Origin of the sequence: Rubellimicrobium thermophilum DSM 16684 (genome assembly GCF_000442315.1) — a bacterium.
GTDB classification, from domain to species: domain Bacteria; phylum Pseudomonadota; class Alphaproteobacteria; order Rhodobacterales; family Rhodobacteraceae; genus Rubellimicrobium; species Rubellimicrobium thermophilum.
In genome coordinates, this window is the sequence record NZ_KE557320.1 from 935,404 (window position 1) to 958,936 (window position 23,533).

Consider the following 23,533-nt stretch of genomic DNA (forward strand, 5'->3'; position numbering starts at 1 on the left):
GAGGCGATGCACAGCTTTTCCGGCAGAGGGGCGCGATTCCCCCTTTTCCTGCCCGCAACAGCCCGACTAACATGTCAGCATGAGCCAGCAGGGTGACCTTCTTCACGTCGTCACGAACGACGATCTCTCCTCCGCCCGCATCGCCTTCGGGCGTGCGATCATGTGGGGCTCGGGCCTGATTCTCGTCCTGATGGCCGTCCTTCAGACCGGACAGGTCCAGGGATGGTGGGATCTGGGCCTGACCAACTGGCGCCCCACGCTCTATGCCTATCTGACATGGGCCGTCTGCCTGTGCTGGGGGCAGGTCCTGACACGCGGCGAACAGGGCAAGCGGGCGCTGTTCGTGCTGCCCGCGGTGCTGTTCGTGGTGTCGCTGACCGTCTTCCCGCTCCTGTTCGGCGTCCTGATTGCGCTGTCGGACTGGAATCTCAGTTCGGTCTCCGGGCGCCGCTTCAACGGCACGGCCAACCTCGTGCGGATGTGGAACGATCCGTTCTACTGGAACGCACTGGGCAACATGGTCTGGTATGTGCTGGCGATCCTGGTCGAATACGCCATCGCCTTCGGCCTCGCGCTGTTGCTCAATGCGCAGATCCGGGCGCGCAAGTTCTTTCGCGTGGCCTTCCTGCTGCCGCTCATGCTCTCGCCCGTGGCGGTCTCCTGGATGATCGGGAAGTCCATGCTCGAGCCCCGTTTCGGGCCTGTGGCACGCTTCGCACGCTGGCTTGGCTGGGACACGCCATCCTTCTTCGGTGATCCGCTGATCGCCAAGCTGTCCATCATGGTCATGGATGCCTGGACCTTCATCCCTTTCATGATGATCATGCTGCTGGCCGGCCTGCAGGCGATCCCCAAAGAGGTCCAGGAGGCCGCGCGGGTGGACGGCGCCTCGGGCTGGCGGGGATTCTGGGAGGTGACCTTCCCCCTCATGCTGCCGGTCAGCGTCACGGCGGTCCTGATCCGCATCATCTTCAAGCTGAAGCTGGCCGATATCGTCATCACCGTGACATCCGGCGGGCCGGGCGGAGCCACCGACACGGTCACCAGCTTCATCTTCCGCGAATATCGCGACCGGTCGAATGTCGGCTACGGAACCCTGCTGGCCATGGTCTATCTGGTGATCATTGTCATCGCGATGACCATCCTGATGAAGCTGGCCGACCGCCTTGCCCGGCCCCGGACCTGACGGAGAGGTGACGCCGTGACCGCCGCCGCCGAAACCCCGATCTTCCGCGACAGCGAGGCCGACCTGGCCCACCGGGCCCGATGGGCCGCATCGCGCACCCTGATCTACGGGGCGCTGCTGATCTGGACCCTGATCTGCCTCTTTCCGATCTATTGGACCGTCACCACGAGCTTCAAGCAGGCCCCGGATGTCATGCAGGGGCATCTGGTCCCCTGGCTGGACTACGAACCGGCCAGCCTGGGATGGCGGTCGCTGGGCCTGTCGCCGGACACGCTGGGCCAGCCTTCCACGCCGCGCGCGGAATTCATCAAGCGCTTCACCAACAGCCTGATCGTCTCGCTTTCGGCCTCGACGCTGGCCCTCCTGCTGGGAAGCATGGCCGCCTACGGGCTGTCCCGATTCTCCTACCGGTTCGGGTTCATGCGGAACGCGGACATTTCCTTCTTCTTCCTCAGCCAGCTCATCCTGCCGCCGGTCGTCCTCGCACTGCCGTTCCTCGTCCTCTACAAGGCGCTGGCCCTGCTCGACACGCGGATCGGGCTGATCCTCCTCTATACGCTGACCGTGCTGCCCATCGTCATCTGGATCATGCGCGATCAGTTCGCCGGCATCCCGACCGAGCTGGAGGAAGCCGCCCTTGTGGACGGGTTGACGGTCTGGCGCGCCTTCCTGACCATCATCCTGCCCATCGCCCTGCCCGGCATGGTGGCTGCGTTCATCCTCAGCCTCGTGCTGACCTGGAACGAATACTTCTTTGCCGCCCTGCTGACCTCCACCCATGCCAACACGCTGCCGGTGATGGTGGCCTCGCAGACGGGAAGCCAGGGCATCAACTGGTGGTCGATGGCGGCCCTCTCCACCGCAGCGATCCTGCCCCTCCTGATCCTGGGCATCCTGCTCGAGCGGTTCATCATCAAAGGCATGGCCGCGGGCGCCGTGAAATAGCCCGCAGCCCGCCCCGCGGATCCCAGATGCCGGGCGGGCGGACAGGCCTTTCAGAAGGCCTTGAAGGTGAGTGTGGTCAGCGAACGCTCGATGCCCGGCACGTCGAGAATCCGTTCGTTGATGAAATGGCCGATATCCTCTCCCTCGGGGATGTAGAGCTTCATCAGCAGGTCCCACTCGCCAGAGGTCGAGTAGAGCTCGGAATGGAGCTCCTTGAGGGCAATCGCCTCGGCCACCGCATAGGTGCTGCCGGGACGGCAGCGGATCTGGACGAAGACGCAACGGGACATCGGGGGACGCTCCGGCAGGACAGATGCGCGGACTGTGGCATGGAGGAGGACGCCGCGCCAGAGTGCCGGGTGCCAGAGTGCCCGAGCGCGGTCTCATGGCGACTGCAGACGGCGGATGCAGGCGGCCCGACGCCGAAGGCCCGCGGGCCGATCCGCAGACAGCACAAGACGCAGATGAGCGCGGCGGGCAGGACCGCAGCGGGGCTGTCATGGATCCGGCTGCGGCGACCCACGAAAGGCCGGAAGGCCCATCTGGACCGGCGGCATGCCCGCGCGGTGCACCGGAACACCCGAAGGCGCCGCCAGATCCGGGGCATCGGCGGCATCCCAGAGGCGGGCCAGACGCGAATCGGCACTTTCGACAGGTGGCGCGGCCAGGATGCGGGCGAGGATCGCCGGCGCCGTCCCCGCCGGCAGAACGGCACGGAGCGAGGGCAGCAGATCAAGCAGATCCGGATCGGGAACCCTCTCGGCCAGGAGCAGACAGGCGACCAGCGGGTTGCGCCATTCGGCCAGAAGCAGCAACCCATGCGTCAGGCGCCCCCCACCCGTTCGCCCGCAAGCAGGGCATCCACCCCGGCGCGGGCCCAGACCCCGGCCTCTTCGAGACAGGCGGTGGAGCGCACATCAAACCCCGCCATGCCGAGCGCGGACCCGACATCGTCGCGGACGCAATCATCGTCATGCAGGACGATTGCCTGCCTTGCGGCCAGCATGGGATCCATCTCCCCTCCAGACAGGTCTGGACTAGCCGAAAGAGGTTAAGAAAGCCTCAACACCATCGACAGCGCGCGAGGCCTTGACCCCGCTCCGCCCCCGCGCCATGCCGGCCGCGACCGCAAACAGGGGGCCCCGATGCGCGAAGCCAGCATCACCCGCAAGACGCGCGAGACGGCGATCGAGCTCCGTCTTTCCCTCGATGGCACGGGACAGGCGGCCGTGGCGACGGGCGTGGGATTCTTCGATCACATGCTCGACCAGCTTGCCCGGCATTCGCTGATCGACATCGCGGTCACCACCGAGGGCGACCGCCATGTCGATGATCACCACACCGTGGAGGACACGGGGATCGCCCTGGGGCAGGCCCTGGCCCGGGCCCTGGGCGACAAGCGAGGCATCCGCCGCTATGGGGCCTTCACGCTCGTGATGGATGATGCGCGGGTGGAGGCTGCACTCGATCTGTCGGGGCGGCCCTATCTTGTCTGGGACGTGGGCTTTCCGACGCAGAAGATCGGCAGCTTCGACACGGAGCTGGTGCGCGAGTTCTTCCAGGCCCTGAGCACGCATGGCGGCATCACCCTGCATGTGACGGCAAGGGCGGGGGTCAACAGCCACCACATCGCCGAGGCCGCCTTCAAGGCGGTGGCGCGGGCGCTGCGTCAGGCCGTGGAGCCGGACCCGCGGGCCGGCGATGCGATCCCCTCGACCAAGGGAGCGCTGTGAGCATGCCCCCCCGCAGCCCCGTGCAGCCACCCGTCTGCGCCATCGTCGATATCGGCATCGGCAACCTCCACTCCGCAGAGAAGGCCTTCCTTCGCATGGCCGAGGGACAGCATCGCGTGGTCGTGACCGCCGACCCAGAGGTTGTCGCCAGGGCCGAACGGGTGGTGCTTCCCGGAGACGGGGCCTTTCCCGCCTGCCGCCGGGCGCTGGCTGCCGTGCCGGGGCTCGAAGAGGCCATCCGCGGCGCCGTCGCGGCAGGCCGCCCGCTGTTCGGCATCTGTGTCGGCATGCAGCTTCTGGCCAGCATCGGGCACGAGTTCGAGACCTGCGCGGGCCTTGACCTGATCCCCGGCGAGGTGGTGCGCATCGCCCCCTCCGATCCGCGGCTGAAGGTCCCCCATATGGGCTGGAATGACCTGGTCGTCACAGGGCGCCATCCCGTCCTGGAGGGCGTGAAAACCGGCGATCACGCCTATTTCGTTCATTCCTGGCAGATGCGCGTCGCCGATCCCGCTCACCGCCTGGCCCATGTGGACCATGGCGGAGAGATCACCGCCATCGTGGCCAGGGACACGATCCTGGCCACGCAGTTCCACCCGGAAAAAAGCCAGAGGACAGGCCTGCGTCTGATCGCCGGCTTTCTGGCCTGGCGGCCCTGACGGGTTACTGCACGCGCGTCCAGACCCCGCCTTCGCGGCAGATGCCGAGCACGCAGCCCGAGACCGAAAGCTGGTCGCCGCTCAGGATCAGGCGCGAACGGTATTCCTGATCGCGGTCGGGTGCGTAGACGCGGCCTCGGTATTCGCCCCCGCCTTGGGGCCGCGTGTCCCAGATGATGTGTCGGCCGAGATTCGGAGAGGCGATCTCGGCCCCGTCCGGACCATAGGCGCGCACGAGAATGCCGCAGAGCGCATCGCCGCAGGGGGCCACCTGGATCAGCCCGGTATTGCCGTTGTCATCCGGTGCGGTGCGCCACAGCCCCTCGAGCGGGTCCGCGACGGCGGCGGTCGCAAGCAGCGCAAAGGCCGCAGCAAGCAGGTGTTTCATGGCTTCTCCTCCCGTTGGTGGCACAAAGCGTGGCGCCCCGGACCTGTGCCGATCAAGCATGACGTGGCGGCGCGTGGAGCGGATTGAAAAGGCGGAAACGCCATGCGAAGTCGCGCTTCGCGTCAGATCTGGGGAGCCCGCCGCGATGATCCTCTACCCCGCCATCGATCTCAAGGACGGTCAGGCCGTGCGCCTGCTGAGGGGCGAGATGGCGGCCGCCACCGTGTTCGACAGCGATCCGGCCGCACGGGCGCGCCTCTTTGCCGAGGCTGGGGCGGAATGGCTCCATCTGGTGGACCTCGACGGCGCCTTTGCCGGAGCCCCGCGCAATGCACAGGCCGTGGAGGCCATCCTGAAGGCCGTGACGATCCCCGTGCAGCTGGGCGGCGGCATCCGCGACCGCGCGACGGTCGAACGCTGGCTCGCGGCTGGGGTCGCGCGGGTGATCCTCGGGACCGTGGCGGTGGAGCAGCCCGACCTCGTGCGCGAGGTGGCAAGGGCCCATCCCGGACGGATCGCGGTCGGGATCGACGCGCGCGAGGGGCGTGTCGCCACGCGCGGCTGGGTGGAGGAGACGGGCGCGATGGCCACCGACCTTGCCCGGGCCTTCGAGGACGCCGGCATTGCCGCCATCATCTACACCGACATCGCCCGCGACGGCGCGATGGGCGGACCGAACATCGAGGCGACGGCCGCGCTGGCCCGGGCGGTCTCGGTGCCGGTGATCGCCTCGGGCGGGGTCTCGTCGCTGGCCGATCTGCTCGCGCTGCGCGCGACGGGGGCGGTGGCAGGGGCCATCGTCGGACGGGCGCTCTATGACGGGGCGGTGGATCTGCGCGCTGCGCTGGAGGCGCTGAAGGCGTGACCCTGCGCTGGCAGGAGATCGTCGTCATCCCCGAAACGGAAGAGGAGATCCGCTGCGACTGCTGCGGATTCCCGGCAAGGCGCGTGGAAGGGCGCCTGCTCCACCGGGAAGAGACGATCGGCCGCTTCACCGTCCGCTGGCGGCCCGGCCGGCCCGATCATCCGGCCCGGCATGTCCTCTATCTCGGCAACTGGACGCGGCGCAGCCTGCAGGACCCCGCCATGGTCGCAGCGGCGGAATATCTGGGCGGCGAACGACACGGCTTCTATCTGCGCGATGATGCCGCGACGATCCTCAAGGCCCTTGCCCCCTGGAAGCCGATCTTCGTCCGCCGGGCCGATGCCATCGGCAAGCCGCTGGGACAGGCGATCTTTGCCATGCTCGATGCCATCCATGTGAAGGACCCCCGGCTTCAGGAATTGCGCGGCTGGGCCCCTGCCGGCGACGCCTGAAGGGGGCTGGCCCCCGCCCTGCCGGCAGGATAGAGGCAGCACCATGCTCAAGACGCGGATCATCCCCTGCCTCGATGTCGCCGATGGGCGCGTGGTCAAAGGCGTCAACTTCGTGAGCCTGCGCGATGCAGGCGACCCGGTCGAGGCGGCGCGCGCCTATGACGCCGCCGGCGCCGACGAGCTGTGCTTTCTCGACATCCACGCCACGCACGAGAACCGGGGCACGATGATGGACATCGTGCGCCGCACCGCCGAAAGCTGCTTCATGCCGCTGACCGTGGGGGCGGCGTGCGCAGCCCGGAGGACGTGAAGGCCCTGCTTCTGGCCGGCGCCGACAAGGCCAGCCTCAATTCCGCCGCCGTCGCCGATCCCGACGTGGTCGCGCGATGCGCCGACCGCTTCGGCAGCCAGTGCATCGTCGTCGCCATCGATGCCAAGGCCGTCGCCCCGGGACGCTGGGAGATCTTCACCCATGGCGGCCGGCGGGCGACGGGAATCGACGCCGTGGCATTCGCCCGGACCGTCGCCGCGAAGGGCGCGGGCGAGATCCTCCTGACCTCCATGGACCGGGACGGAACGAAGGCAGGCTTCGATCTCGCGCTTACCCGCGCCGTGGCGGATGCCGTCTCCATCCCGGTGATCGCCTCGGGCGGAGTCGGGACGCTCGACCATCTCGTGGCCGGGGTGCGCGAAGGCGGAGCCAGCGCGGTGCTGGCCGCCTCGATCTTCCATTTCGGCACCTATACCATCCCCCAGGCCAAGGCGGCCCTGGCCGCGGCAGGCATCCCTGTGAGGCTGGCATGAGCCTGTCGCGTCTGGCCGCCCTCATCGAATCCCGCCGCGGCGGCAATGCCGAGACCTCCTGGACGGCACGGCTTCTGGCCGATCCCGAACGGGCCGCGAAGAAGTTCGGCGAAGAAGCCGTCGAGGCCGTCATCGAAGCCATCCGTGCAGACCGCGAACGCCTGACCGCCGAGGCGGCCGATGCGCTCTATCACCTTCTCGTGATGTGCGCGGCGCGCGGCGTCACCCTGGCCGAGATCGAGGCCGAGCTGGCGCGGCGCGAGGGCCGATCCGGCCTGGAGGAGAAGGCGGCGCGCGCCCCTCTGCCTGAGGGATCCGCGCCCTGCCCCCTGCCTGCCCCCGCCCCTGCGGCAGGGCGGAATGCGACGGCCGATCCTGTGTTGCTGTGTTCTCTTGCTCTGCTCTCCTCTGCTGTTGCACCGCTGATGGGGCGGTTCTCGCAGGAAGATGTTAACAAAGGGTCAGCGCAACGCGCGCTCCTCTGCCGATTCGCGCAACACCCCGTCCGGTTCCCCCTGACCGGTCATCCCGGCATGGCACCCGGGGCGCTGCCCCGGACCCCGGGATATTGGGAGTCGGATGAGAAGCCCTGCCCGCCCTTTCCGCCCTGGGGCCATGGAACGCCGGCTCCCGGCGGCATGCCCACTGGTCTGCCGAAGAGGATCCGGCAGGCCGATGCCTCTCATCCGACTCCAAATATCCTCGGGGGGGTGAGGCGCTGACGGCATCCCGACAGGGTGCCGCAGCGCCGAACGGACGGGGGGCAGACAGCCCCCCGAGCGCGCCCTCCTCAGGCGCCCTGCATCCGCAGGAAGGCGACCAGACCGGCCGTCGAGCCATCCTTGCCCGCCGTGTCCTGCGTGCCCGCCACCATCGGAGCCAGCGCATTGGCCAGCTCCTTGCCCAGCTCCACCCCCCATTGATCGAAGCTGTTGATGCCGAGCACGACCCCTTCGACGAAGACGCGATGTTCGTAGAGCGCGATGATCTGGCCCAGCGTGAAGGGATCGAGTCGGGGATAGGCGATGGTCACCGAGGGGCGGTTGCCTGGAAAGACGCGGTGACGGGCCTGGCGTTCCAGCTCGGCGCCGGTCAGGCCCCTGGCAGCCATGATCCGGCGTGCCTCCTCGAGGGAGCGGCCGCGCATCAGCGCCTCGCTCTGGGCAAGGCAGTTGGCGATCAGCAGGCGGTGCTGATGTTCCAGCCCTTCCTCATGGCCCTGCGCTGCCACGAGGAATTCGCACGGCACGATGCGCGTGCCCTGATGGATGAGCTGATAGAAGGCATGCTGGCCGTTGGTCCCCGGCTCTCCCCAGACGATGGGCCCGGAATGGACGGCAAGCGGCGAGCCGTCCATCGCCACCCCCTTGCCGTTCGATTCCATCTCCAGCTGCTGGAGATAGGCCGGCAGGCGCATCAGACGGTTGTCATAGGGAAGGACGGCGCGCGTGGCATGACCGCAGATCTGGTTGTGCCAGATGCCGACCAGCGCCAGCAGGGCGGGAAGGTTCTCCTCCCAGGGGGCGGAGCGGAAATGGAGATCCATCGCCTGACCGCCGCGCAGGAAGGCGCGGAAGGCCTCTGGCCCGATGGCGATCATCAGCGACAGGCCGATGGGACCCCAGACCGAGTAGCGCCCGCCGACCCAGTCCTCGAAGCCGAAAACCCGTTCCGGCGGGATGCCGAAGGCGGCGGTGCGGTCGAGTGCCGAGGAGAGGGCGACGAACTGCGCCGCCGGATCGGCGACATGCTCCGCAAGCCAGGCGCGCGCGGTGGCGGCATTGGCCATCGTCTCCTGCGTGGTGAAGGTCTTGGAGGCGACGATGACCAGCGTCCGGGCCGGATCGCAGGCGCGCAGCACATCTGCGATGTCGGCGGGGTCCACATTCGAGACGAAATGGGTGCGCGGCCCGTCGGCATAGGGTGCGAGGGCGAGAGCGGCCATCTTCGGGCCGAGATCGGAACCGCCGATGCCGATATTGACAACATCCGCATAGCGCCCGCCCGGGCCCGCCTCGCGCCCGTCGCGGACGGCGGCGGCAAAGCGCTCCATCCGGGCGAGGGTCTCGCGCACGCCCGGCATGACATCCTGCCCGTCCACCATGACGGGCCCGCCGTCGAGATTGCGCAGCGCGGTGTGAAGGACGGCGCGGTTTTCGGTCTCGTTGATCCGGGCGCCGGCGAACATCGCCTCGCGCCGGTCGGCCACGCGGGCGTCGTCGAGCAGGCGCAGAAGCAGGCGGCGGCCTTCGTCGTCGATATTCGTCTTGGACCAGTCGAGCAGGAGATCGCCGAGGCGGACGGAGAAGCGCGCCGCGCGGTCCGGGTCTGTCTCGAACAGCGACAGGATGGGGCGGTCCTTCACCGCCTCGTGATGGCGTCTGAGATCGTCCCACATGATCAGCTCTCCGCCCAATGGACCATGGTGCCTTTCAGGACGGCCGCGATGGGGGCCTCCTCGGGGGGAGGGAGCGGGCGCGTTCGAGCGCCTCGCGCTTCTCGGGGCCGGTGATGACCAGATGTCGGGCCAGCGCACCGGCCAGGACCGCCGCCGAGAGGGTGAGGCGCGGTTCGGGGGCGGCGGGGGCGCGGATGGGAACGAGGATCGTCTCACCCGTCAGCGCTTCAGCCAGGTTGTCGGCACCGGGAAAGATCGAGGCCGTATGCATGTCCTCGCCCATGCCGAGCAGGCAGGTGGTGAGGGGCAGCACCTCGGCGATGGCGGGGACGAGACGGGGGATGCCCTCCTCCGGGCTGGGGGCGTCGCAATACATGGGCAGGAAGCGCGCCGCGGCCGCCCGCCCGGTCAGCAGGCGCTCGCGCACGAGGCGGGTGTTGGAGCGTGGGCTGTCCTCCGGCACCCAGCGTTCGTCGGTCAGCAGGACCGACACGCGGTCCCAGTCGAGATCGGCAGCCGACAGGGCATCGAAGATCGGTCCCGGCGTGCGGCCGCCGGAGACGGCGATCGAGGCTTCCTCCCCCTGCGAGAGGCGCTGGCGCAGCTCTCCCGCGAGGCGCTGGGCCACCTCGATCATCATCATCTCGGAGTCCGGGTAGGTGACAAGTTCCAAGGCGATCTCTCCGAATCGGGTCCGGGGGAGGCTAACGCCGGGGTTGGCGGCGGGCCAGACCCGTCGGAACCCGTGCCCGGGCCCCGCCCGCAGCCCAGCGACCTGTCAGGCACGGATATCGCGCCAGCGACGCCCTTCGCGATGGAGCAGCATCAGGGCATCGTCGGGACCGGACGATCCCTGGTCGTAGAGCTTGGGCACATCATGGCGGGCCTCCCAGCCGGCGATGAGGGGATCGGTCCAGGCCCAGGCAGCCTCCACCTCGTCGCCGCGCATGAAGAGGGTCTGGTTGCCGCGGATCACATCCATGATGAGGCGCTCATAGGCGTCGGGAACCGAGGCTGCCTCCTTGCCCAGCGCCTGGGCAAAGGTCATGTCGAGCGGGACATCGACCAGCCGCATCCCGCCCTGCCCCGGTTCCTTGATGGTCACGGTGAGATCGATCCCCTCGTTCGGCTGCAGGCGGATGGAGAGGATGTTGCGATGGCGCCGCTCGTCCCCCTCGAAGATCGTGTGGCCGAGATCCTTGAACACCACCGCGATTTCCGAATGACGGGCGCGCAGCTTCTTGCCGGTGCGCAGATAGAAGGGCACGCCCGCCCAGCGCCAGTTGGCGATCTCCACCCGCAGGGCGATGAAGCTTTCGGTGAAGCTGCGGGGATTGCCGACCTCCTCGCGGTAGGAGGGGCTGGAGTCGGAGGCATCATACTGCCCGCGCACGATGTGATGGGCCGGGACGGGACGCAGGGCACGGATGACCTTGAGCTTCTCGTCGCGGACGGCATCCGCCTCGAAACGCGAGGGCGGCTCCATCGCGATCAGGCAGAGAAGCTGCATCAGATGGTTCTGCACCATGTCGCGCATGGCGCCGGATTTGTCGTAATACTCGCCCCGCCCGCCCACGCCGACCGTCTCGGCCACGGTGATCTGGATGTGATCGATGTAATGGTTGTTCCACAGCGGTTCGAACAGCAGGTTGCCGAAACGGACCGCCATCAGGTTCTGGACCGTCTCCTTCCCGAGATAATGATCGATGCGGTAGATCTGCCCCTCGCCGAAATGTTCCGACAGGGTGCGGTTGAGCGCACGGGCCGACTCCAGATCGCGGCCGAAGGGTTTCTCGACGACGATGCGCGAATCGGCCCCGGCGATGCCATGCTGCCTGAGCCGTTCGGCCAGGGGACCGAAGAGCGAAGGCGCGACCGAGAAATAGAAGGCACGCACGGCCCCTTCGCGCAGCAGCGCCTTGAGATCCGCCCAGCCGCCATCGCCGGTGGCATCCACCGTCACATAGTCGAGACAGCCGAGGAAGGCATCGATGCGGTCGCCACTTTCGGCGGGGCCGAATTCGTGGATGGCCTCGCGGATCATGCTGCGCCAGCCCTCGGCGCCAAGAGGACTGCGTGCGGAGCCGATGATCCGCGAATCCGGAGTCATCTGCCCGGCAACGAACCGGCGGAACAGGCCGGGAAGGATCTTGCGGCGGGCGAGATCGCCGGTGGCGCCGAAGATCACGAGGTCGAAGCGATCGACAGGAATGACGCGCGAGACCAAGTCAGACCCTCCGCTCGGAATGGCATCAGGAGTGTTAGCGCTAACGGCAACGCTTGTATCCCGAACGGGGCCGGGGGTCCAGAGGGGAGAGGGCCTCATCCCTCCTCCGCCGGCTGCCAGCCGACCCGCCGCAGCCCCGGCTCGGCCGCAAGACGGGCCAGTGTGATTTCGATCGCGGCATCGCTCGCCCCTTCGCCCCCCACTGTCGCGACGATCTCCAGAACACCATCGCGCAGAACCGTGGACAGATCGGACAGATGCAGACCGGCCACGGCAAGGGTGCTCAGCAGGATGGCGCGCGCCTCTCCCTCGCGCGAGGGGTCGCAGGCCAGGGTCAGACGGAACTGCCGCAGGACAGGCCGGCCCGCCGCCGTGTGACGCTTCAGCCATTTCACGAAGGGGCGCAGGCCGAGATTGACGAAGACGACAAAGCCCGTCAGCAGCAGGGCATGGGGCCAGGCCCCTGCCCCGGCCATCATCCCCACCCCTGCCGAGCACCAGAGCGTCGCCGCCGTGTTCAGCCCGTGGACATTGAAGCCCTCGCGGAAGATGATCCCTGCCCCCAGAAAGCCGATGCCGGACACGATCTGCGCGGCGACCCGCGTGGGCGACACCTCGTCCGGATAGAGCGCCGCGAAGGTGACGAATGCCGCCGAGCCCAGGGCCACAAGCGCATTCGTGCGCAGGCCGGCCATCCGCTGACGGATCTGCCGTTCCGATCCGATGATGGCCCCGCAGGCCATCGCCACGAACAGGTTCATCCCGGCAGACAGCAACGGGGGCGGAATGGCGATCCAGGCAAGAACGGATGTCATGACGGACTTCGCAGGCTGACGGGTCATGTCCTGTCCGAATGGCGGGAATGTCAAGCGGCGCGGAGAAATCCTTGTTGGCAGGGGCAAGACGGTTTAACCTTGCGTCAAAACCGGGGGGGGACACAGGGAGGCCCTCATGATGCTGCGTTCTGCCTGTCTCGTTGCCGCCTTCGGGATTGCCGTCTTCGGCATCACGGTGCAGCCGGCCGCCGCGCAGTCCGTTGCGGCCTCGGATCCCGAATCGGTCCTTCAGGCGATCCGGGCCCATGGCCACAAGGCCAAGCTCGAGCATGACAGCGAGGGATATCCCATCATCCATGTCACGCGGGCCGGCATCAACTATGCCGTCTATTTCTACGGCTGCGACGGCAATCCGGCAGACTGCCGGGACCTGCAGTTCTCCTCGGGCTTCGACGTGGAGCCGGCCCTGACCGATGCATGGGCGAACGCGTGGAACCGCCAGTGGGTCGCCGGGCGGGCGGAAGTCGATGAGGAGGGAGACCCGCGCCTGACCTACTTCGTCACCACCGGCAGCGGCCTCCCGGAGGAGAATTTCCGAGAAATCATGCAGGTCTGGGATGTGACGCTCGACGGCTTCATGGAGGACATCGGCTGGTGAGATGACGCCGGAACGGAGCGACGCCTGACGATCCCCGCCGCAGGGCCCGCCCGGAATGCCCCCGGCACCGCCCCGGCCGGGGGATCAGGGCTCGAGTTCGGCGTCCCAGTAGAGGTAATCCGTCCAGGATTCGTGGAGATAGTTCGGCGGAAACTTGCGGCCGATGTTGCGCAGCTCCTCGGAGGAAGGCTGGCGGGGCTGGCGGCGCAGCACGAGGCCCGAGGCCTTCAGCGGCAGGTTGCCCTTGCGCAGGTTGCAGGCCGCGCAGGCGGCGACGACGTTCTCCCAGCTCGTGCGGCCCCCGCGCGACCGCGGCACGATGTGATCGAAGGTCAGATCTCCCCTCGCGCCGCAATACTGGCAGCAGAATTCGTCGCGCAGGAAGAGGTTGAACCGCGTGAAGGCCACCGTGCGCTGCGGCCGGACATAGTCGCGCAGCACGACGACCGACGGGATCCGCAGCGTTGTCGAAGGGGAACGCACGCATTCGTCATAGGTGGCGACGATATCCACGCGGTCGAGAAAGGCGGCCTTCACCGCCTCCTGCCAGGGCCAGAGCGAGAGCGGGTAATAGGACAGGGGACGATAGTCGGCATTCAGGACCAGAGCCGGATGCTGGCGCAGCGATGCGGGATCGCGCACGAAACTGGTCCGGAAGTCCTCTGCCCTCTGCGCCGTCATGCCCTGCCCGAACCTCCGTTCCTGCATGGCCCCATTGGGGACTATAACCGGGGCTTCCGCAACGACAAGCGGCCCCGGATCCCACGGCCGGCCCGTCGGAAGCAGGTCAGGCGTAGCCCGTACGGATGACGGTGTTGTGACAGTTCAGACGGCCAGCCTGTCGCGCAGGAAGGCCAGCGCGACGCCCAGACCATCCGGGGCGATGCCATGGGCCGTGCCGCGCATGACATGCGTCCGGACCGCCGTCCATCCTGCGTCGTGCAGGGCATGGGCTGCCTCGGGCATGGCGGCGGGGGGAACCACCTCGTCCCGGTCGCCATGCAGCAGCAGCACGGGGGGGCGGGAGAGGGTCTCGGCCGCCAGCCGTTCGGGCGCCAGAAGCCGGCCCGAGCAGGCGACCACACCGGCAAGGGTTTCGGACCGGCGAGGCGCGCAGTGGAGCGCCATCATCGCCCCCTGCGAGAAGCCGAAGAGGGCCAGGCGGCCGGCGGCGAGGCCCTCGGCCTCGAGGGTTGCGTCGAGCCAGGCCTGAAGATCGGCGGCGGCGGAAAGCAGGCCCTCACGCGCCTCGGCCTCGGAGGAGCCGTCGATCCAGGGGATGGGGAACCACTGCCGCCCCCAGGGCGCGGCCCGGCAGGGTTCGGGTGCCTCGACGGACAAAAAGAGCGTATCGGGCAGATGCGGGGCGAGCGGCTCGGCCAGGCCGAACAGATCCTGCGCATCGGCCCCGTAGCCATGCAGGAAGACAAGCGCGGAACGGGCCCGGCCCGTCGCGGCATCCCGGCGCAGCGCCCGGAGGGGGCGGGTCATCGCCCGCCCCCCGCATGCGCATGACAGGGGATGACGGCAGGGCAAGACGGCATCGGGGGCATCGCGGACCTCCGCGGAAGGGAAACGCTGTCGGCCGGGCAGAAGGCCCGGCGCCCCTGCTGACAAGCATGTCCCGGGCCTCGGGGCAATCCCTGCCGACCGGGGACGGCATCCGCGTCCGTCGCGACGGGCGCCCTCCAGCCCCCCAGCTCTCGGTCATCAGCGGACGCCTTCCCGCGATTTGGCGACGCGATAATAGCCCCACAGGATGCGCGCGGCGACCGCCCGCCAGGGGGACCAGTCCTCGGCCATCCGGCGCAGCGCCCGTTCCGTCGGGCGCCCGGGCAGATCGAAAAGCAGGCGCGCCCCTTCCTGCAGCGCCAGGTCGCCGGCCGCAAAGGCATCGGCATGGCCGAGCGCGAACATGGCGTAGATCTCGGCCGTCCAGACGCCGATACCGGGAACATGGGTGAGGCAGCGCACGACCTCCTGCGTCGGCAGTTCGCGCAGGGCGGGATAGTCGATCCCCGCCGCCGCCAGTGCCCTGGCATAGCGGATCTTCTGACGCGACAGGCCGACGGCGCGCAGATCCGCCTCCGGCGCGGCGAGGATGGCCTCGGGCGAGATCAGGCCGCGTTCCTCGAGCCGTGTCCAGATGGAGGAGGCCGCGGCAACCGACAGCTGCTGGCTGACGATGGAGGACAGCAGACGGGCAAAACCGTCGCCGGTGCGCCGCAGGGGAATGGGGCGGCAGAGGGCATAGGCCATCGCAAAGCGCGGCTCGCGCGAGGCAAGCCAGGTGGCCCCTTCCTCGAGACAGGCATCCGACCGGAGGATCCTCATGGACGGGGCACCGCAACGGAAGGACCGGGGAGGACAGGCAGGGCTTCGGCCCAGGCGAGAGCGTCTTCCACCGTGGCAACGGTCGCGAGGCCGGGCGGCACGGGCGGACGGCGGATCAGCAGGACAGGGATGCCGAGGGCCCGCGCAGCATCGAGCTTGGTGCGTCCCTCCTCGCCGCCCGAATCCTTGGCGACGAGATGCGTGACCCCCAGACGGCGGAGGGTGGCGCGCTCGGCCGCCTCGGTGAAGGGGGGACGGGCGACCTCCCAGCCGCCGGGGAAGGGAAAGGGTGCCGCGCCCGGATCGGGCGGATCGATGACGCGCAGATGAACGCGGGCAGCGCGCAGCCCCGCCCAGGCAGGCAGCGACTGACGCCCCGTCGTCAGCAGCACGACCGCATCGGGGGGGATGAGGCCGATGGCCTCGGCTTCGTCGGCGACGGAAATGCGCCCCTCTCCCGGCCCCCAGGGGGCGCGTTCGAGCCGCAACAGCGGCAACCCGCGCCGGCCGCAGACCGCATGCACGCGCGCAGTGATGCGGGCTGCGAAGGGATGCGTGGCATCGATTACCGCGCGGACCGGATGGGCATCGAGAAAGGCCGCAAGACCCGCATCCCCCCCGAACCCCCCGATCCGCGTGGGCAGCGGCAATGGCGCAGGTGCCCGCGTGACCCCGGCGAGAGAGGCCATCGCCGGGATCCCCCGCCGGGCAAGAGCTTCGGCAAGGCGACGCGCCTCGGCCGTGCCGGCCAGCAGGAGGATCATGGGCCCGCCTGCGCCAGGATGCGGCCCTGCCGGTCCACGACGACGACATCGGCCCGGGCCGTGCCCCCCAGCAGATCCGCGACACGGGCCCGGGCCTCTTCGGCCACGCGACGGGCCACAGCCGGCCCGGCCGCCTCGAGCAGGGCCAGGGCGGTCGGCGCCTCGGCCAGGGCGGGATCGCCCGCCCAGTCGGCCAGACGCACCATATCGACCTGCGAACGCCCAGAATGGAGATCGAGTGCCCCCCTGTGCCAGCTTGGCCATCTTGGCAAAGCCTCCGCCCACCGTCACCCGCGAGACGGGGTGACGGCGCAGATACTTCAGCATGCCGCCGACGAAATCGCCCATGTCGATCATCGCCTCGACCGGCAGACCGTGCAGGGCGCGGATGGCGGCCTCGGATGTGGCACCGGTGCAGCCTGCGACATGGGACAGGCCGGTCGCCCGGGCGACATCGATCCCGCGATGGATCGAGGCGATCCAGGCCGCGCAGGAAAAGGGTCGCACGATCCCGGTGGTCCCGAGGATCGACAGCCCCCCCAGGATGCCCAGACGCGGGTTCCATGTCCGCGCGGCCAGCGCCTCGCCGCCGGGGATGGAGATGGTGACCGTGACATCCCCCCTGCGCCCGTATCGCGCCGCCAGATCGGCAATCGTCTCCTCCATCATGGCGCGGGGAACGGGATTGATCGCCGGTTCGCCCGGCGGGACGGGAAGGCCCGGCTTCGTCACCGTGCCGACCCCCTCGCCCGCACGGAAGAGGACCCCGCCCGGCGAAGGCCCGACCCGCGTGACGATCAGGGCGCCATGGGTCACATCCGGATCGTCGCCCGCATCCTTGACGATCCCGGCCTCGGCCCAGTCCGCCCCCTCTGCCCGATGCGACAAGGCGAAGGATGGTGTCTCGCCCCGCGGCAAGCGGATGGTCACCGGATCGGGCCACTCCCCCCCCCACAGGCGCGACAGCGCCGCCCGCAGCGCCGCCGTGGCGCAGGCGCCTGTTGTCCAGCCGCGGCGAAGGGAGGTCCTGGTCACGGCCGGAGAATGAAGGGCGGCCGCGCGGCTGGCAAGGCCGACCCCGCACCGGATTGCACCCGCACCGGATCACAGAAACCGCCGGGATCGCCGACGCATGAAGGCCAAGACCCGGGCCGCGCCAGAGTCGGCCCCGGCAGGCGGCGTGTCGCGGGCGGACTTCCGGCCGACCGGGCTTCGCGGCATAAGGCGGACATGACCCCCCCTGCCCCCCCCTCTGCCCTCCCATGACTGGCCCGAATTCCTGCCCGGCTGGGTCTGGCTTTGCGGTGCGGGGCCGGGCGATCCGGGGCTGCTGACGCTGCACGCGCTGCACGCGCTGCGATCCTGCGATGTCGTCGTGCATGATGCCCTGGTGGAGCCGGCGATCCTCGACTGGGCGCCGCAGGCCGAACGCATCCATGCCGGCAAGCGCGGCGGCAAGCCCAGCCCCAAGCAGCGCGACATCTCGCTGCGGCTTGTGGAGCTGGCGCGCGAAGGCCGGCGGGTTCTGCGCCTCAAGGGCGGAGATCCCTTCGTCTTCGGACGCGGCGGCGAGGAGGGACAGACGCTTGTGGCCCATGGCGTGCCGATCCGGGTGATCCCCGGCATCTCTGCCGGGATTGGCGGGCTGGCCTATGCCGGCATCCCGGTGACGCATCGCGACGTGAACCAGTCCGTCACCTTCGTCACCGGCCATGACCAGACGGGCGAGGCCCCTTCGGCGATCGACTGGGGCGCGGTCGCGCGGGCGTCCGGAGTGATCGTCATCTACATGGGGCTGAAACATGCCGCGACGATCGCCGGGGCGTTGCTGGCGGCCGGCCGGTCGCCCGCGGAACCCTGCGCCATCGTCGCCGAGGCGACCACGCCCCGCAGCAGGTCGTGGAGACGGTGCTGGGCCGGCTGGCGGAGGAGGCCGCACGCGTGGAGCCGCCTGCCATCCTCTGCGTCGGTCGCACCGTCCTGATGCGGCAGGTGCTCGACTGGCAGGGGCCGGTGCGGTCGCTCGATCCTCTGGGGATACGAGAGCGGGGCGCAAGCGCGTGAGAGGGCTTCTCGTGGCGGCGCCTGCCTCGGGCAGCGGCAAGACCGTCGTGACGCTGGGGCTTCTGCGGGCGCTGCGGCAGCGGGGCCTTGCGGTGCGGGGGGCGAAGTCGGGGCCCGACTATATCGACCCGCGCTTTCATGAGGCCGCCTGCGGGGCGCCCTGCCTCAATCTCGATGCCTGGGCGATGGCGCCGGCCCGGTTGCAGGCCCTGGCCGCGGGCGACGGGCTGCTTCTGGTCGAGGGGGCGATGGGCCTGTTCGACGGCGCCCCGCCCGAGGGGCGCGGCTCGGCCGGAGACCTGGCGCGCATCCTGGGGATCCCCGTGGTCCTGGTCGTGGATGCCAGCCGGTTGGCCCAGTCGGCAGGGCCCCTGATCGCCGGTTTCCTGCGGCATGACCCGGCGGTGCGGGTGGTCGCGGTGCTGCTGAACCGCGTCGGATCGCCGCGACACGGGGCGATACTGCGGGCCGCGGTCGAGCGCGAGGGCACGACCGTCCTGGGCCTGCTGCCGCGCGCGGCCGGGCTTGTCCATCCGTCGCGGCACCTGGGTCTGGTGCAGGCGGCAGAACGGGCTGACCTGGAGAGCTTCATCCAGGGAGCGGCCGACTGGATCGCGGCGCATGCGGATCTGGATGCGCTGGCTGCCCTGGCCGCCCCCCTCGCTCCCGCGCCGGCCACGCCCCGCCTGCCCCCGCCTGCCCAGCGGATCGCCCTTGCCGCGGATGCCGCCTTTGCCTTTGCCTATCCGCATCTGCTGGTCGACTGGCGAGCGGCAGGGGCCGAGATCCTGCCCTTTTCGCCACTCGCGGACCAAGCGGTGCCGGAGGCGGATCTGGTGATCCTGCCCGGCGGCTATCCGGAACTGCATGCCGGGCGGATCGCTGCGGCAGAAACCTTCATGTCTTCCCTGAGGAAGGCTGCAAAAGATATTGTCATATATGGAGAATGCGGCGGATACATGGTTCTGGGCGACAGCCTGGAGGATGAGACGGGCCGGATGCACCGGATGGCGGGCCTGCTGCCCCTCTCCACCTCCTTCGCCCGGCGCCGCCTCCATCTGGGCTACCGGATCGTGGAAACTGGCGCCCCGCCCTTTGCCGGGCGCTGGGCCGCACATGAGTTCCACTATGCGACGGTCCAGCGCGAGGAAGGCAGACCGCTGTTCCGCGCCTGGGATGCGGAGGGACGCCCCGTCGGCCCCATGGGCCTTCGGCAGGGACGCGTCTGCGGATCCTTCGCGCATCTCATCGATCGCCTCGATGGACAGGCCCCCGCCGGGACCGTAGCCCTTGCATCATGACCCTTGCCGCCGATTCACAGGCCGAAGACCTCCCCGACGATCGCCGGGCGCGGCGCAATGTCATCGTTCTGGTCGCCGCAACCGCCATTCTGGGCAGCCAGATCCCGCTGGCCTTTGTCGTCGCGGCGCTGGCCGGCAGCATGCTGACGCCCCTGCCCTGCCTCGCGACGCTGCCCGTCACGGTCATGGTGCTGGGGGCCGCGCTCTCGGCGCCCGGGCTTTCGGGTTTCATGCAGAAACGGGGACGACGGGCCGGCTTCGTGCTGGGCACGGCGGGGGGGCTCGCCGGATCGGCCCTGTCGGCCTGGGGGTTGTCGCTCGGGTCCTTCGCGCTCTTCGTCACGGGCTGCCTGCTGACCGGCAGCTACATGGCCACGCAGGGCTTCTTCCGCTTTGCCGCAACCGACACCGCCTCCGATGCGTTCCGCCCCAAGGCCATCTCCTGGGTGATGGCAGGAGGCCTGCTGTCCGCCATCGCCGGGCCGCAGCTTGCCAAGGCCACGACGGATCTGTTCGCGATTCCCTTCCTGGGCAGCTATGTCGTGGCAATCGCCCTCAACCTGCTGGGGGTCTGGCTTTTCTTCCTGCTCGATCTGCCCGCCCGTGCGGCCGGCGTGGCCCCGCGCGGCACAGGACCGGGCTGGGCAGAGCTGCTGGCGCGCCCCCCGGTTCTGGTGGCCGTGATCTGCGGCGCGGTGGCCTATGCCCTGATGAATCTTGTCATGACCTCCGCCCCGCTTGCCGTGGTGGGCTGTGGCTTCACGCCGGGCAACGCGGCGGACGTGATCTCGGTCCATGTGCTGGCGATGTTCGTCCCGAGCTTCTTCACCGGACATCTGATCGCCCGTTTCGGCGCCGCGCGGATCGTCATGACGGGACTGGCGATCCTGGCCCTTGCGGGGGTGACGGGAATCGCCGGAGTGAACCTGTCAAACTTCTTCGCCGGACTTGCGCTTCTGGGACTGGGCTGGAACTTCGGCTTCATCGGCGCCACGGCGATGCTCGCAGAGGCGCACCGGCCCGAGGAGCGGGGCATCGCGCAGGGGATGAATGATGCCATCGTCATGGGCGCGGTAACGGTCGCATCCCTGGCCTCCGGCGGGCTGATGAACTGTGTGGGCAGCAGCGCGGTCGAAGGCTGGCAGGCGGTCAACATCGCAATGACCCCCTTCCTGGTCCTGGCGGGGGCCGCGCTGATCTGGCTTCGGACGCGAGGCGGCGGACCAGCCTGAGGTCACCACGTCCCGCGCAGGGCCGCCCAGATCAGCCTCAGGCGCCTTTGCCCCTCGGGCATCGCAAGGCGCCCTGCGAACACGGCCTCGGGGTCGGCCAGGGCGGCGCGCAGGATCGGGGCGGCCAAGGTCGCCGCCCGCAGCGCAGCCGCCGGACCCGGACGAGCAGCCCTCGCCTCGGCCAAGGCGGCAAGGGCGTCCTGCGCGAGGCTGCGGACGGCGTCGGCCCTGTCATCCGCAAGGCCCCGTCCCCGCGTTCGCAGCTCGGGAAGCGCGGAAAGCCAGAGAGCGGCGCCCTGCGCGAATCCGATCTTGATCGTCGCCTCGCGCCGTGTCCCGCCCAGGGCCTGCGCAGCGGCCCAGAGCAGGTTCCCGGCGGTGCCCTCGAGGTAGGGGCGCAGTTCGGCAAGATGCATCGGCCGGGGTTCGGCGTCGCGGCGGCGCGCCTCGATCAGGGCATCGAGCGGCGCCGGATCGAGACGCCCGTCGCGAATCAGTGCCGCAAGCGGCCCGGCGATCTCGTGCGAGGGGGGCGGAGCGCCCTGCCCTGCCCCTTCGATCACATCGCGCCACCATTGCAGGCGCATCTCCGCCAGAAGCGGCTCGCGTGTCACCCATGGCGCACGAGCCACCTCCAGATTGAAGGCATAGAGAGGAAAGAGCACCGCGCGCGCCGCAGGCGGGGCGGACATGACGGCACGAAAACGGTCCGGATCGCCCCGTTCCACCCGTTCGGCGCAGGCGGCAAGGCTCACCTGCGTTCGCGCCGCCGCGCGACGGCCTGGGCCGAGGCCATCGCTTCCCAGACATCGAAATAGGCGTCGTGCCGGTCGCTGTCCTTCACCGAGGACTTGAAGTTGTTGTAATCGATCCCCTCGACCGCCCGCGCCAGCGCGGCCGCCACCTCCTCTTGCGGCAGCAAGGTGCGGAAACGGTAGTCGCGGGACGGGGTCTCGGTCACCGTGGCGTGGGGGAAGATGCGTTCGATGTCCCCGGGCAGACGGCCGCGGACAAGGAGATGGCCGGGCGGGGCCGCATCCCTTGCCGTGGGCCGGATGATCGACAGGAATGCGTTGTTCAGGAAAACCCACATGGCTTCTTGTCCTTTTCAGCCGGGAACAGGAACAGCGTCGCGGCAGAGCTTCCAGGTGATGGCGTCAACCAGAGCCTCGAAGCTTGCATCGATGATGTTGCCCGAAACGCCAACTGTCGTCCATTCCCGTCCCTGCCCGTCCTCGCTGTCGATGACGACGCGGGTGACGGCCTCGGTTCCCGTGCCGACGATGCGCACGGCAAAATCGGTCAGGCGCATGTCGTCGATATGCGCCTGAAGCGGGCCGAGATCGGCGCGTAGCGCCTGGGAGAGGGCGTGGACAGGGCCGGGATCGCCTTCCTCGGGGCGGTGGACATTCTCGTGAAAGCTCGTGATGCGACGATCGCCGATCTGGACGGTCACGACCGCTTCGGAGACGGTCACGATCTGGCCCCGGGCATTGCGCCGCCGCTCCGACAGGACGCGGTAGCGTTCCACTTCGAACCAGCTCGGCAGCAGGCCGAGCAGACGGCGGGCGAGCAGCTCGAAACTCGCCTGGGCGGTGTCATAGGCATAGCCGCGCCCTTCGCGTTCCTTGACCTCCTCGAGGATGCGGGCAAGGCGCGGATCGCCGGGTTCCACGACGATCCCGGCCTCGGCAAGGCGGGAGCGCAGGTTGGACTGGCCGGCCTGCATCGACATCGGCACGATGCGGACATTGCCCACCGCGGCCGGATCGATGTGTTCGTAGGTCGTGGGATCCTTGGCGATGGCACTGGCATGCAGCCCCGCCTTGTGGGCGAAGGCGGCGGCACCGACATAGGGCGCCTGACGGGCGGGCACGCGGTTCAGGATCTCGTCCAGCGTGCGCGAGGCCCGCAGCAGACCGCGCAGGGCCTCCTCGGTCACGCCGGTGACATAGCGGCTGCGATAGGGCTCCTTGAGCAGCAGGGTGGGGATCAGCGTCACCAGATTGGCGTTGCCGCAGCGTTCCCCGAGGCCGTTCAGCGTGCCCTGGATCTGCCGCACGCCTGCATCCACGGCCGCCAGCGTGTTGGCCACCGCCTGTCCGGTGTCGTCATGCGCATGAATGCCCAGACGGTCGCCGGGGATGCCGGAGGCGATCACGGCCTCGACCGCGCGGGCGACCTCCTGCGGGAGGGTTCCGCCATTGGTGTCGCACAGCACGATCCACCGCGCCCCTTCGGCAAAGGCCGCATGGAGACAGGCGATGGCATAGCCGGGATCCGCCTTCCAGCCGTCGAAGAAATGCTCGGCATCGAAGATCGCCTCGCGCCCCTTCGCCCGCAGATGGGCAAAGCTCTGGCGAATGTTGTCGAGATTCTCGTCGAGAGGGATGCCCAGCGCCGTCCGCACGTGGAATTCGTGGCTCTTGCCGACAAGGGTAACGGCCGGAGTCTCGGCGTTCAGAACAGCGGCCAGCAGGTCATCATTGTCGGCCGAACGGCCCGATCGCTTGGTCATGCCGAAGGCGGCCAGCGTCGCGCGGGTGCGGGGAGCCTTCTCGAAGAACTCCGAATCGGTGGGGTTCGCGCCGGGCCATCCGCCTTCGATCATGTCCACGCCCAGCGCATCCAGCACCGCCGCGATGCGCAGCTTCTCGGATGTCGTGAACTGGACGCCCTGGGTCTGGGCCCCGTCGCGCAGCGTGGTGTCGTAGAGATGGAGGCGTTCCGGCACCGAGGTCATGGGC

General features: G+C 69.2%; 23 protein-coding genes and 5 pseudogenes. 12 read left to right on the top strand and 16 right to left on the bottom strand.

Annotated elements, in window-relative coordinates; all coding sequences use genetic code 11:
• Positions 1 to 79 precede the first annotated feature (79 nt).
• Positions 80 to 1,186, top strand: a complete 1,107-nt coding sequence (locus RUTHE_RS05485) for a carbohydrate ABC transporter permease (RefSeq protein ID WP_021097324.1) — start codon at positions 80 to 82, stop codon at positions 1,184 to 1,186.
• A gap of 15 nt (positions 1,187 to 1,201) precedes the next feature.
• Positions 1,202 to 2,131 carry a carbohydrate ABC transporter permease gene (locus RUTHE_RS05490; protein ID WP_021097325.1) on the top strand — a complete coding sequence of 310 codons (930 nt, stop codon included), beginning with the start codon at positions 1,202 to 1,204 and terminating at the stop codon, positions 2,129 to 2,131.
• A 50-nt stretch (positions 2,132 to 2,181) separates the two neighbouring features.
• On the opposite strand, the gene RUTHE_RS05495 is transcribed toward RUTHE_RS05490, so the two are convergent.
• From RUTHE_RS05495 to RUTHE_RS16405, 3 genes are all read right to left on the bottom strand, one after another.
• Entirely contained in the window at positions 2,182 to 2,421 is a 240-nt protein-coding gene (locus tag RUTHE_RS05495; protein WP_021097326.1) for an Lrp/AsnC ligand binding domain-containing protein, read from the bottom strand.
• A 207-nt stretch (positions 2,422 to 2,628) separates the two neighbouring features.
• Complete coding sequence (locus RUTHE_RS16400; protein WP_021097327.1) at positions 2,629 to 2,946, bottom strand: hypothetical protein; 318 nt, start codon at positions 2,944 to 2,946, stop codon at positions 2,629 to 2,631.
• Between the two features lie 8 nt (positions 2,947 to 2,954).
• The gene (locus RUTHE_RS16405) at positions 2,955 to 3,146 is read right to left on the bottom strand and encodes a hypothetical protein (protein ID WP_021097328.1); all 192 of its coding nucleotides are present in this window, start codon (positions 3,144 to 3,146) and stop codon (positions 2,955 to 2,957) included.
• 130 nt (positions 3,147 to 3,276) lie between these two features.
• On the opposite strand from RUTHE_RS16405, the gene hisB reads away from it, so the two are divergent.
• Together hisB and hisH are read left to right on the top strand one after the other, a co-directional pair.
• A complete protein-coding gene (hisB, locus tag RUTHE_RS05510; protein WP_021097329.1) occupies positions 3,277 to 3,864 on the top strand; it encodes an imidazoleglycerol-phosphate dehydratase HisB in 588 nt (195 codons plus the stop codon).
• A 2-nt stretch (positions 3,865 to 3,866) separates the two neighbouring features.
• A complete protein-coding gene (hisH, locus tag RUTHE_RS05515; RefSeq protein WP_021097330.1) occupies positions 3,867 to 4,523 on the top strand; it encodes an imidazole glycerol phosphate synthase subunit HisH in 657 nt (218 codons plus the stop codon).
• Between the two features lie 4 nt (positions 4,524 to 4,527).
• On the opposite strand, the gene RUTHE_RS05520 is transcribed toward hisH, so the two are convergent.
• Positions 4,528 to 4,911 (bottom strand): DUF2147 domain-containing protein, encoded by a 384-nt coding sequence (locus RUTHE_RS05520; protein ID WP_021097331.1) that lies wholly within the window; start codon positions 4,909 to 4,911, stop codon positions 4,528 to 4,530.
• A gap of 145 nt (positions 4,912 to 5,056) precedes the next feature.
• Here RUTHE_RS05520 and hisA point away from each other — a divergent pair, with 145 nt between their 5' ends.
• The 4 genes and pseudogenes from hisA to RUTHE_RS17415 all read left to right on the top strand — a co-directional run.
• Positions 5,057 to 5,776: a 1-(5-phosphoribosyl)-5-[(5-phosphoribosylamino)methylideneamino]imidazole-4-carboxamide isomerase gene (gene hisA, locus RUTHE_RS05525; RefSeq protein WP_021097332.1), complete on the top strand. Its 720-nt coding sequence runs from the start codon at positions 5,057 to 5,059 to the stop codon at positions 5,774 to 5,776.
• A complete protein-coding gene (locus RUTHE_RS05530; RefSeq protein WP_021097333.1) occupies positions 5,773 to 6,228 on the top strand; it encodes a hypothetical protein in 456 nt (151 codons plus the stop codon). Before hisA ends, RUTHE_RS05530 begins: the two co-directional genes overlap by 4 nt.
• Positions 6,229 to 6,271: 43 nt before the next feature.
• Positions 6,272 to 7,032: pseudogene (gene hisF / locus RUTHE_RS05535) on the top strand (imidazole glycerol phosphate synthase subunit HisF).
• Positions 7,029 to 7,328: pseudogene (locus RUTHE_RS17415) on the top strand (phosphoribosyl-ATP diphosphatase); the annotation flags it as partial. The pseudogenes hisF and RUTHE_RS17415, both read left to right, overlap by 4 nt.
• A 494-nt stretch (positions 7,329 to 7,822) precedes the next feature.
• On the opposite strand, the gene pgi reads toward RUTHE_RS17415, so the two are convergent.
• The 4 genes and pseudogenes from pgi to RUTHE_RS05560 all read right to left on the bottom strand — a co-directional run bounded on the left by pgi (position 7,823) and on the right by RUTHE_RS05560 (position 12,472).
• Positions 7,823 to 9,430: a glucose-6-phosphate isomerase gene (gene pgi, locus RUTHE_RS05545; RefSeq protein ID WP_021097337.1), complete on the bottom strand. Its 1,608-nt coding sequence runs from the start codon at positions 9,428 to 9,430 to the stop codon at positions 7,823 to 7,825.
• 2 nt (positions 9,431 to 9,432) lie between these two features.
• A pseudogene (gene pgl, locus RUTHE_RS05550) lies at positions 9,433 to 10,103 on the bottom strand (6-phosphogluconolactonase).
• 105 nt (positions 10,104 to 10,208) lie between these two features.
• Positions 10,209 to 11,657 (bottom strand): glucose-6-phosphate dehydrogenase, encoded by a 1,449-nt coding sequence (gene zwf / locus RUTHE_RS05555; protein ID WP_021097339.1) that lies wholly within the window; start codon positions 11,655 to 11,657, stop codon positions 10,209 to 10,211.
• A 95-nt stretch (positions 11,658 to 11,752) separates the two neighbouring features.
• The gene (locus RUTHE_RS05560) at positions 11,753 to 12,472 is read right to left on the bottom strand and encodes an MgtC/SapB family protein (RefSeq protein WP_084465033.1); all 720 of its coding nucleotides are present in this window, start codon (positions 12,470 to 12,472) and stop codon (positions 11,753 to 11,755) included.
• Between the two features lie 136 nt (positions 12,473 to 12,608).
• On the opposite strand from RUTHE_RS05560, the gene RUTHE_RS15355 reads away from it, so the two are divergent.
• On the top strand, positions 12,609 to 13,091 hold the full coding sequence (locus RUTHE_RS15355; RefSeq protein ID WP_021097341.1) for a YbjN domain-containing protein: 483 nt from the start codon (positions 12,609 to 12,611) through the stop codon (positions 13,089 to 13,091).
• An 84-nt stretch (positions 13,092 to 13,175) separates the two neighbouring features.
• Here the strand turns inward: RUTHE_RS15355 and RUTHE_RS05570 are convergent, their stop codons facing one another.
• From RUTHE_RS05570 to RUTHE_RS16780, 5 genes and pseudogenes are all read right to left on the bottom strand, one after another.
• Positions 13,176 to 13,772, bottom strand: a complete 597-nt coding sequence (locus tag RUTHE_RS05570; protein WP_021097342.1) for an HNH endonuclease — start codon at positions 13,770 to 13,772, stop codon at positions 13,176 to 13,178.
• A gap of 144 nt (positions 13,773 to 13,916) precedes the next feature.
• The gene (locus tag RUTHE_RS05575; protein ID WP_021097343.1) at positions 13,917 to 14,582 is read right to left on the bottom strand and encodes an alpha/beta hydrolase; all 666 of its coding nucleotides are present in this window, start codon (positions 14,580 to 14,582) and stop codon (positions 13,917 to 13,919) included.
• Positions 14,583 to 14,801: 219 nt separating this feature from the next.
• A complete protein-coding gene (locus RUTHE_RS05580) occupies positions 14,802 to 15,425 on the bottom strand; it encodes a DNA-3-methyladenine glycosylase family protein (RefSeq protein WP_021097344.1) in 624 nt (207 codons plus the stop codon).
• Positions 15,422 to 16,189 (bottom strand): cobalt-precorrin-6A reductase, encoded by a 768-nt coding sequence (locus RUTHE_RS16775; protein WP_021097345.1) that lies wholly within the window; start codon positions 16,187 to 16,189, stop codon positions 15,422 to 15,424. The genes RUTHE_RS05580 and RUTHE_RS16775 overlap by 4 nt, the downstream gene beginning before the upstream one ends.
• A pseudogene (locus RUTHE_RS16780) lies at positions 16,186 to 17,224 on the bottom strand (cobalt-precorrin-5B (C(1))-methyltransferase). Before RUTHE_RS16780 ends, RUTHE_RS16775 begins: the two are co-directional and overlap by 4 nt.
• A 205-nt stretch (positions 17,225 to 17,429) precedes the next feature.
• Between RUTHE_RS16780 and cobA the strand changes: the two are divergent.
• The 3 genes and pseudogenes from cobA to RUTHE_RS05605 all read left to right on the top strand — a co-directional run bounded on the left by cobA (position 17,430) and on the right by RUTHE_RS05605 (position 20,786).
• Positions 17,430 to 18,253 (top strand): annotated as a pseudogene (gene cobA, locus RUTHE_RS05595) (uroporphyrinogen-III C-methyltransferase).
• Entirely contained in the window at positions 18,250 to 19,554 is a 1,305-nt protein-coding gene (locus RUTHE_RS05600) for a cobyrinic acid a,c-diamide synthase CobB (RefSeq protein ID WP_040645006.1), read from the top strand. The pseudogene cobA and the gene RUTHE_RS05600 overlap by 4 nt, the downstream one beginning before the upstream one ends.
• Positions 19,551 to 20,786 carry an MFS transporter gene (locus RUTHE_RS05605; protein WP_021097350.1) on the top strand — a complete coding sequence of 412 codons (1,236 nt, stop codon included), beginning with the start codon at positions 19,551 to 19,553 and terminating at the stop codon, positions 20,784 to 20,786. The genes RUTHE_RS05600 and RUTHE_RS05605 overlap by 4 nt, the downstream gene beginning before the upstream one ends.
• A 2-nt stretch (positions 20,787 to 20,788) precedes the next feature.
• On the opposite strand, the gene RUTHE_RS05610 is transcribed toward RUTHE_RS05605, so the two are convergent.
• Genes RUTHE_RS05610 through cimA form a run of 3 tightly spaced genes read right to left on the bottom strand, consistent with a single transcriptional unit; the run spans position 20,789 to position 23,529 of the window.
• Entirely contained in the window at positions 20,789 to 21,541 is a 753-nt protein-coding gene (locus RUTHE_RS05610) for a squalene/phytoene synthase family protein (protein ID WP_021097351.1), read from the bottom strand.
• A complete protein-coding gene (locus RUTHE_RS05615; RefSeq protein ID WP_021097352.1) occupies positions 21,538 to 21,879 on the bottom strand; it encodes a hypothetical protein in 342 nt (113 codons plus the stop codon). The genes RUTHE_RS05610 and RUTHE_RS05615 overlap by 4 nt, the downstream gene beginning before the upstream one ends.
• A 15-nt stretch (positions 21,880 to 21,894) precedes the next feature.
• Positions 21,895 to 23,529: a citramalate synthase gene (gene cimA / locus RUTHE_RS05620; RefSeq protein ID WP_021097353.1), complete on the bottom strand. Its 1,635-nt coding sequence runs from the start codon at positions 23,527 to 23,529 to the stop codon at positions 21,895 to 21,897.
• Positions 23,530 to 23,533 lie beyond the last annotated feature (4 nt).

Excerpts from the sequence above, each read along its gene's own strand:
- RUTHE_RS05560 (WP_084465033.1), bottom strand. The coding sequence starts at position 12,472 with ATGACATCCGTTCTTGCCTGGATCGCCATTCCGCCCCCGTTGCTGTCT.
- pgi (WP_021097337.1), bottom strand. The coding sequence starts at position 9,430 with ATGTGGGACGATCTCAGACGCCATCACGAGGCGGTGAAGGACCGCCCC.
- RUTHE_RS05575 (WP_021097343.1), bottom strand. The coding sequence starts at position 14,582 with ATGACCCGCCCCCTCCGGGCGCTGCGCCGGGATGCCGCGACGGGCCGG.
- RUTHE_RS16405 (WP_021097328.1), bottom strand. The coding sequence starts at position 3,146 with ATGGATCCCATGCTGGCCGCAAGGCAGGCAATCGTCCTGCATGACGAT.
- RUTHE_RS05615 (WP_021097352.1), bottom strand. The coding sequence starts at position 21,879 with ATGTGGGTTTTCCTGAACAACGCATTCCTGTCGATCATCCGGCCCACG.
- cimA (WP_021097353.1), bottom strand. The coding sequence starts at position 23,529 with ATGACCTCGGTGCCGGAACGCCTCCATCTCTACGACACCACGCTGCGC.
- RUTHE_RS05520 (WP_021097331.1), bottom strand. The coding sequence starts at position 4,911 with ATGAAACACCTGCTTGCTGCGGCCTTTGCGCTGCTTGCGACCGCCGCC.
- RUTHE_RS05605 (WP_021097350.1), top strand. The coding sequence starts at position 19,551 with ATGACCCTTGCCGCCGATTCACAGGCCGAAGACCTCCCCGACGATCGC.
- hisA (WP_021097332.1), top strand. The coding sequence starts at position 5,057 with ATGATCCTCTACCCCGCCATCGATCTCAAGGACGGTCAGGCCGTGCGC.
- RUTHE_RS15355 (WP_021097341.1), top strand. The coding sequence starts at position 12,609 with ATGATGCTGCGTTCTGCCTGTCTCGTTGCCGCCTTCGGGATTGCCGTC.
- RUTHE_RS05485 (WP_021097324.1), top strand. The coding sequence starts at position 80 with ATGAGCCAGCAGGGTGACCTTCTTCACGTCGTCACGAACGACGATCTC.
- hisH (WP_021097330.1), top strand. The coding sequence starts at position 3,867 with ATGCCCCCCCGCAGCCCCGTGCAGCCACCCGTCTGCGCCATCGTCGAT.
- hisB (WP_021097329.1), top strand. The coding sequence starts at position 3,277 with ATGCGCGAAGCCAGCATCACCCGCAAGACGCGCGAGACGGCGATCGAG.
- RUTHE_RS05570 (WP_021097342.1), bottom strand. The coding sequence starts at position 13,772 with ATGACGGCGCAGAGGGCAGAGGACTTCCGGACCAGTTTCGTGCGCGAT.
- RUTHE_RS05495 (WP_021097326.1), bottom strand. The coding sequence starts at position 2,421 with ATGTCCCGTTGCGTCTTCGTCCAGATCCGCTGCCGTCCCGGCAGCACC.
- RUTHE_RS16775 (WP_021097345.1), bottom strand. The coding sequence starts at position 16,189 with ATGATCCTCCTGCTGGCCGGCACGGCCGAGGCGCGTCGCCTTGCCGAA.
- RUTHE_RS05580 (WP_021097344.1), bottom strand. The coding sequence starts at position 15,425 with ATGAGGATCCTCCGGTCGGATGCCTGTCTCGAGGAAGGGGCCACCTGG.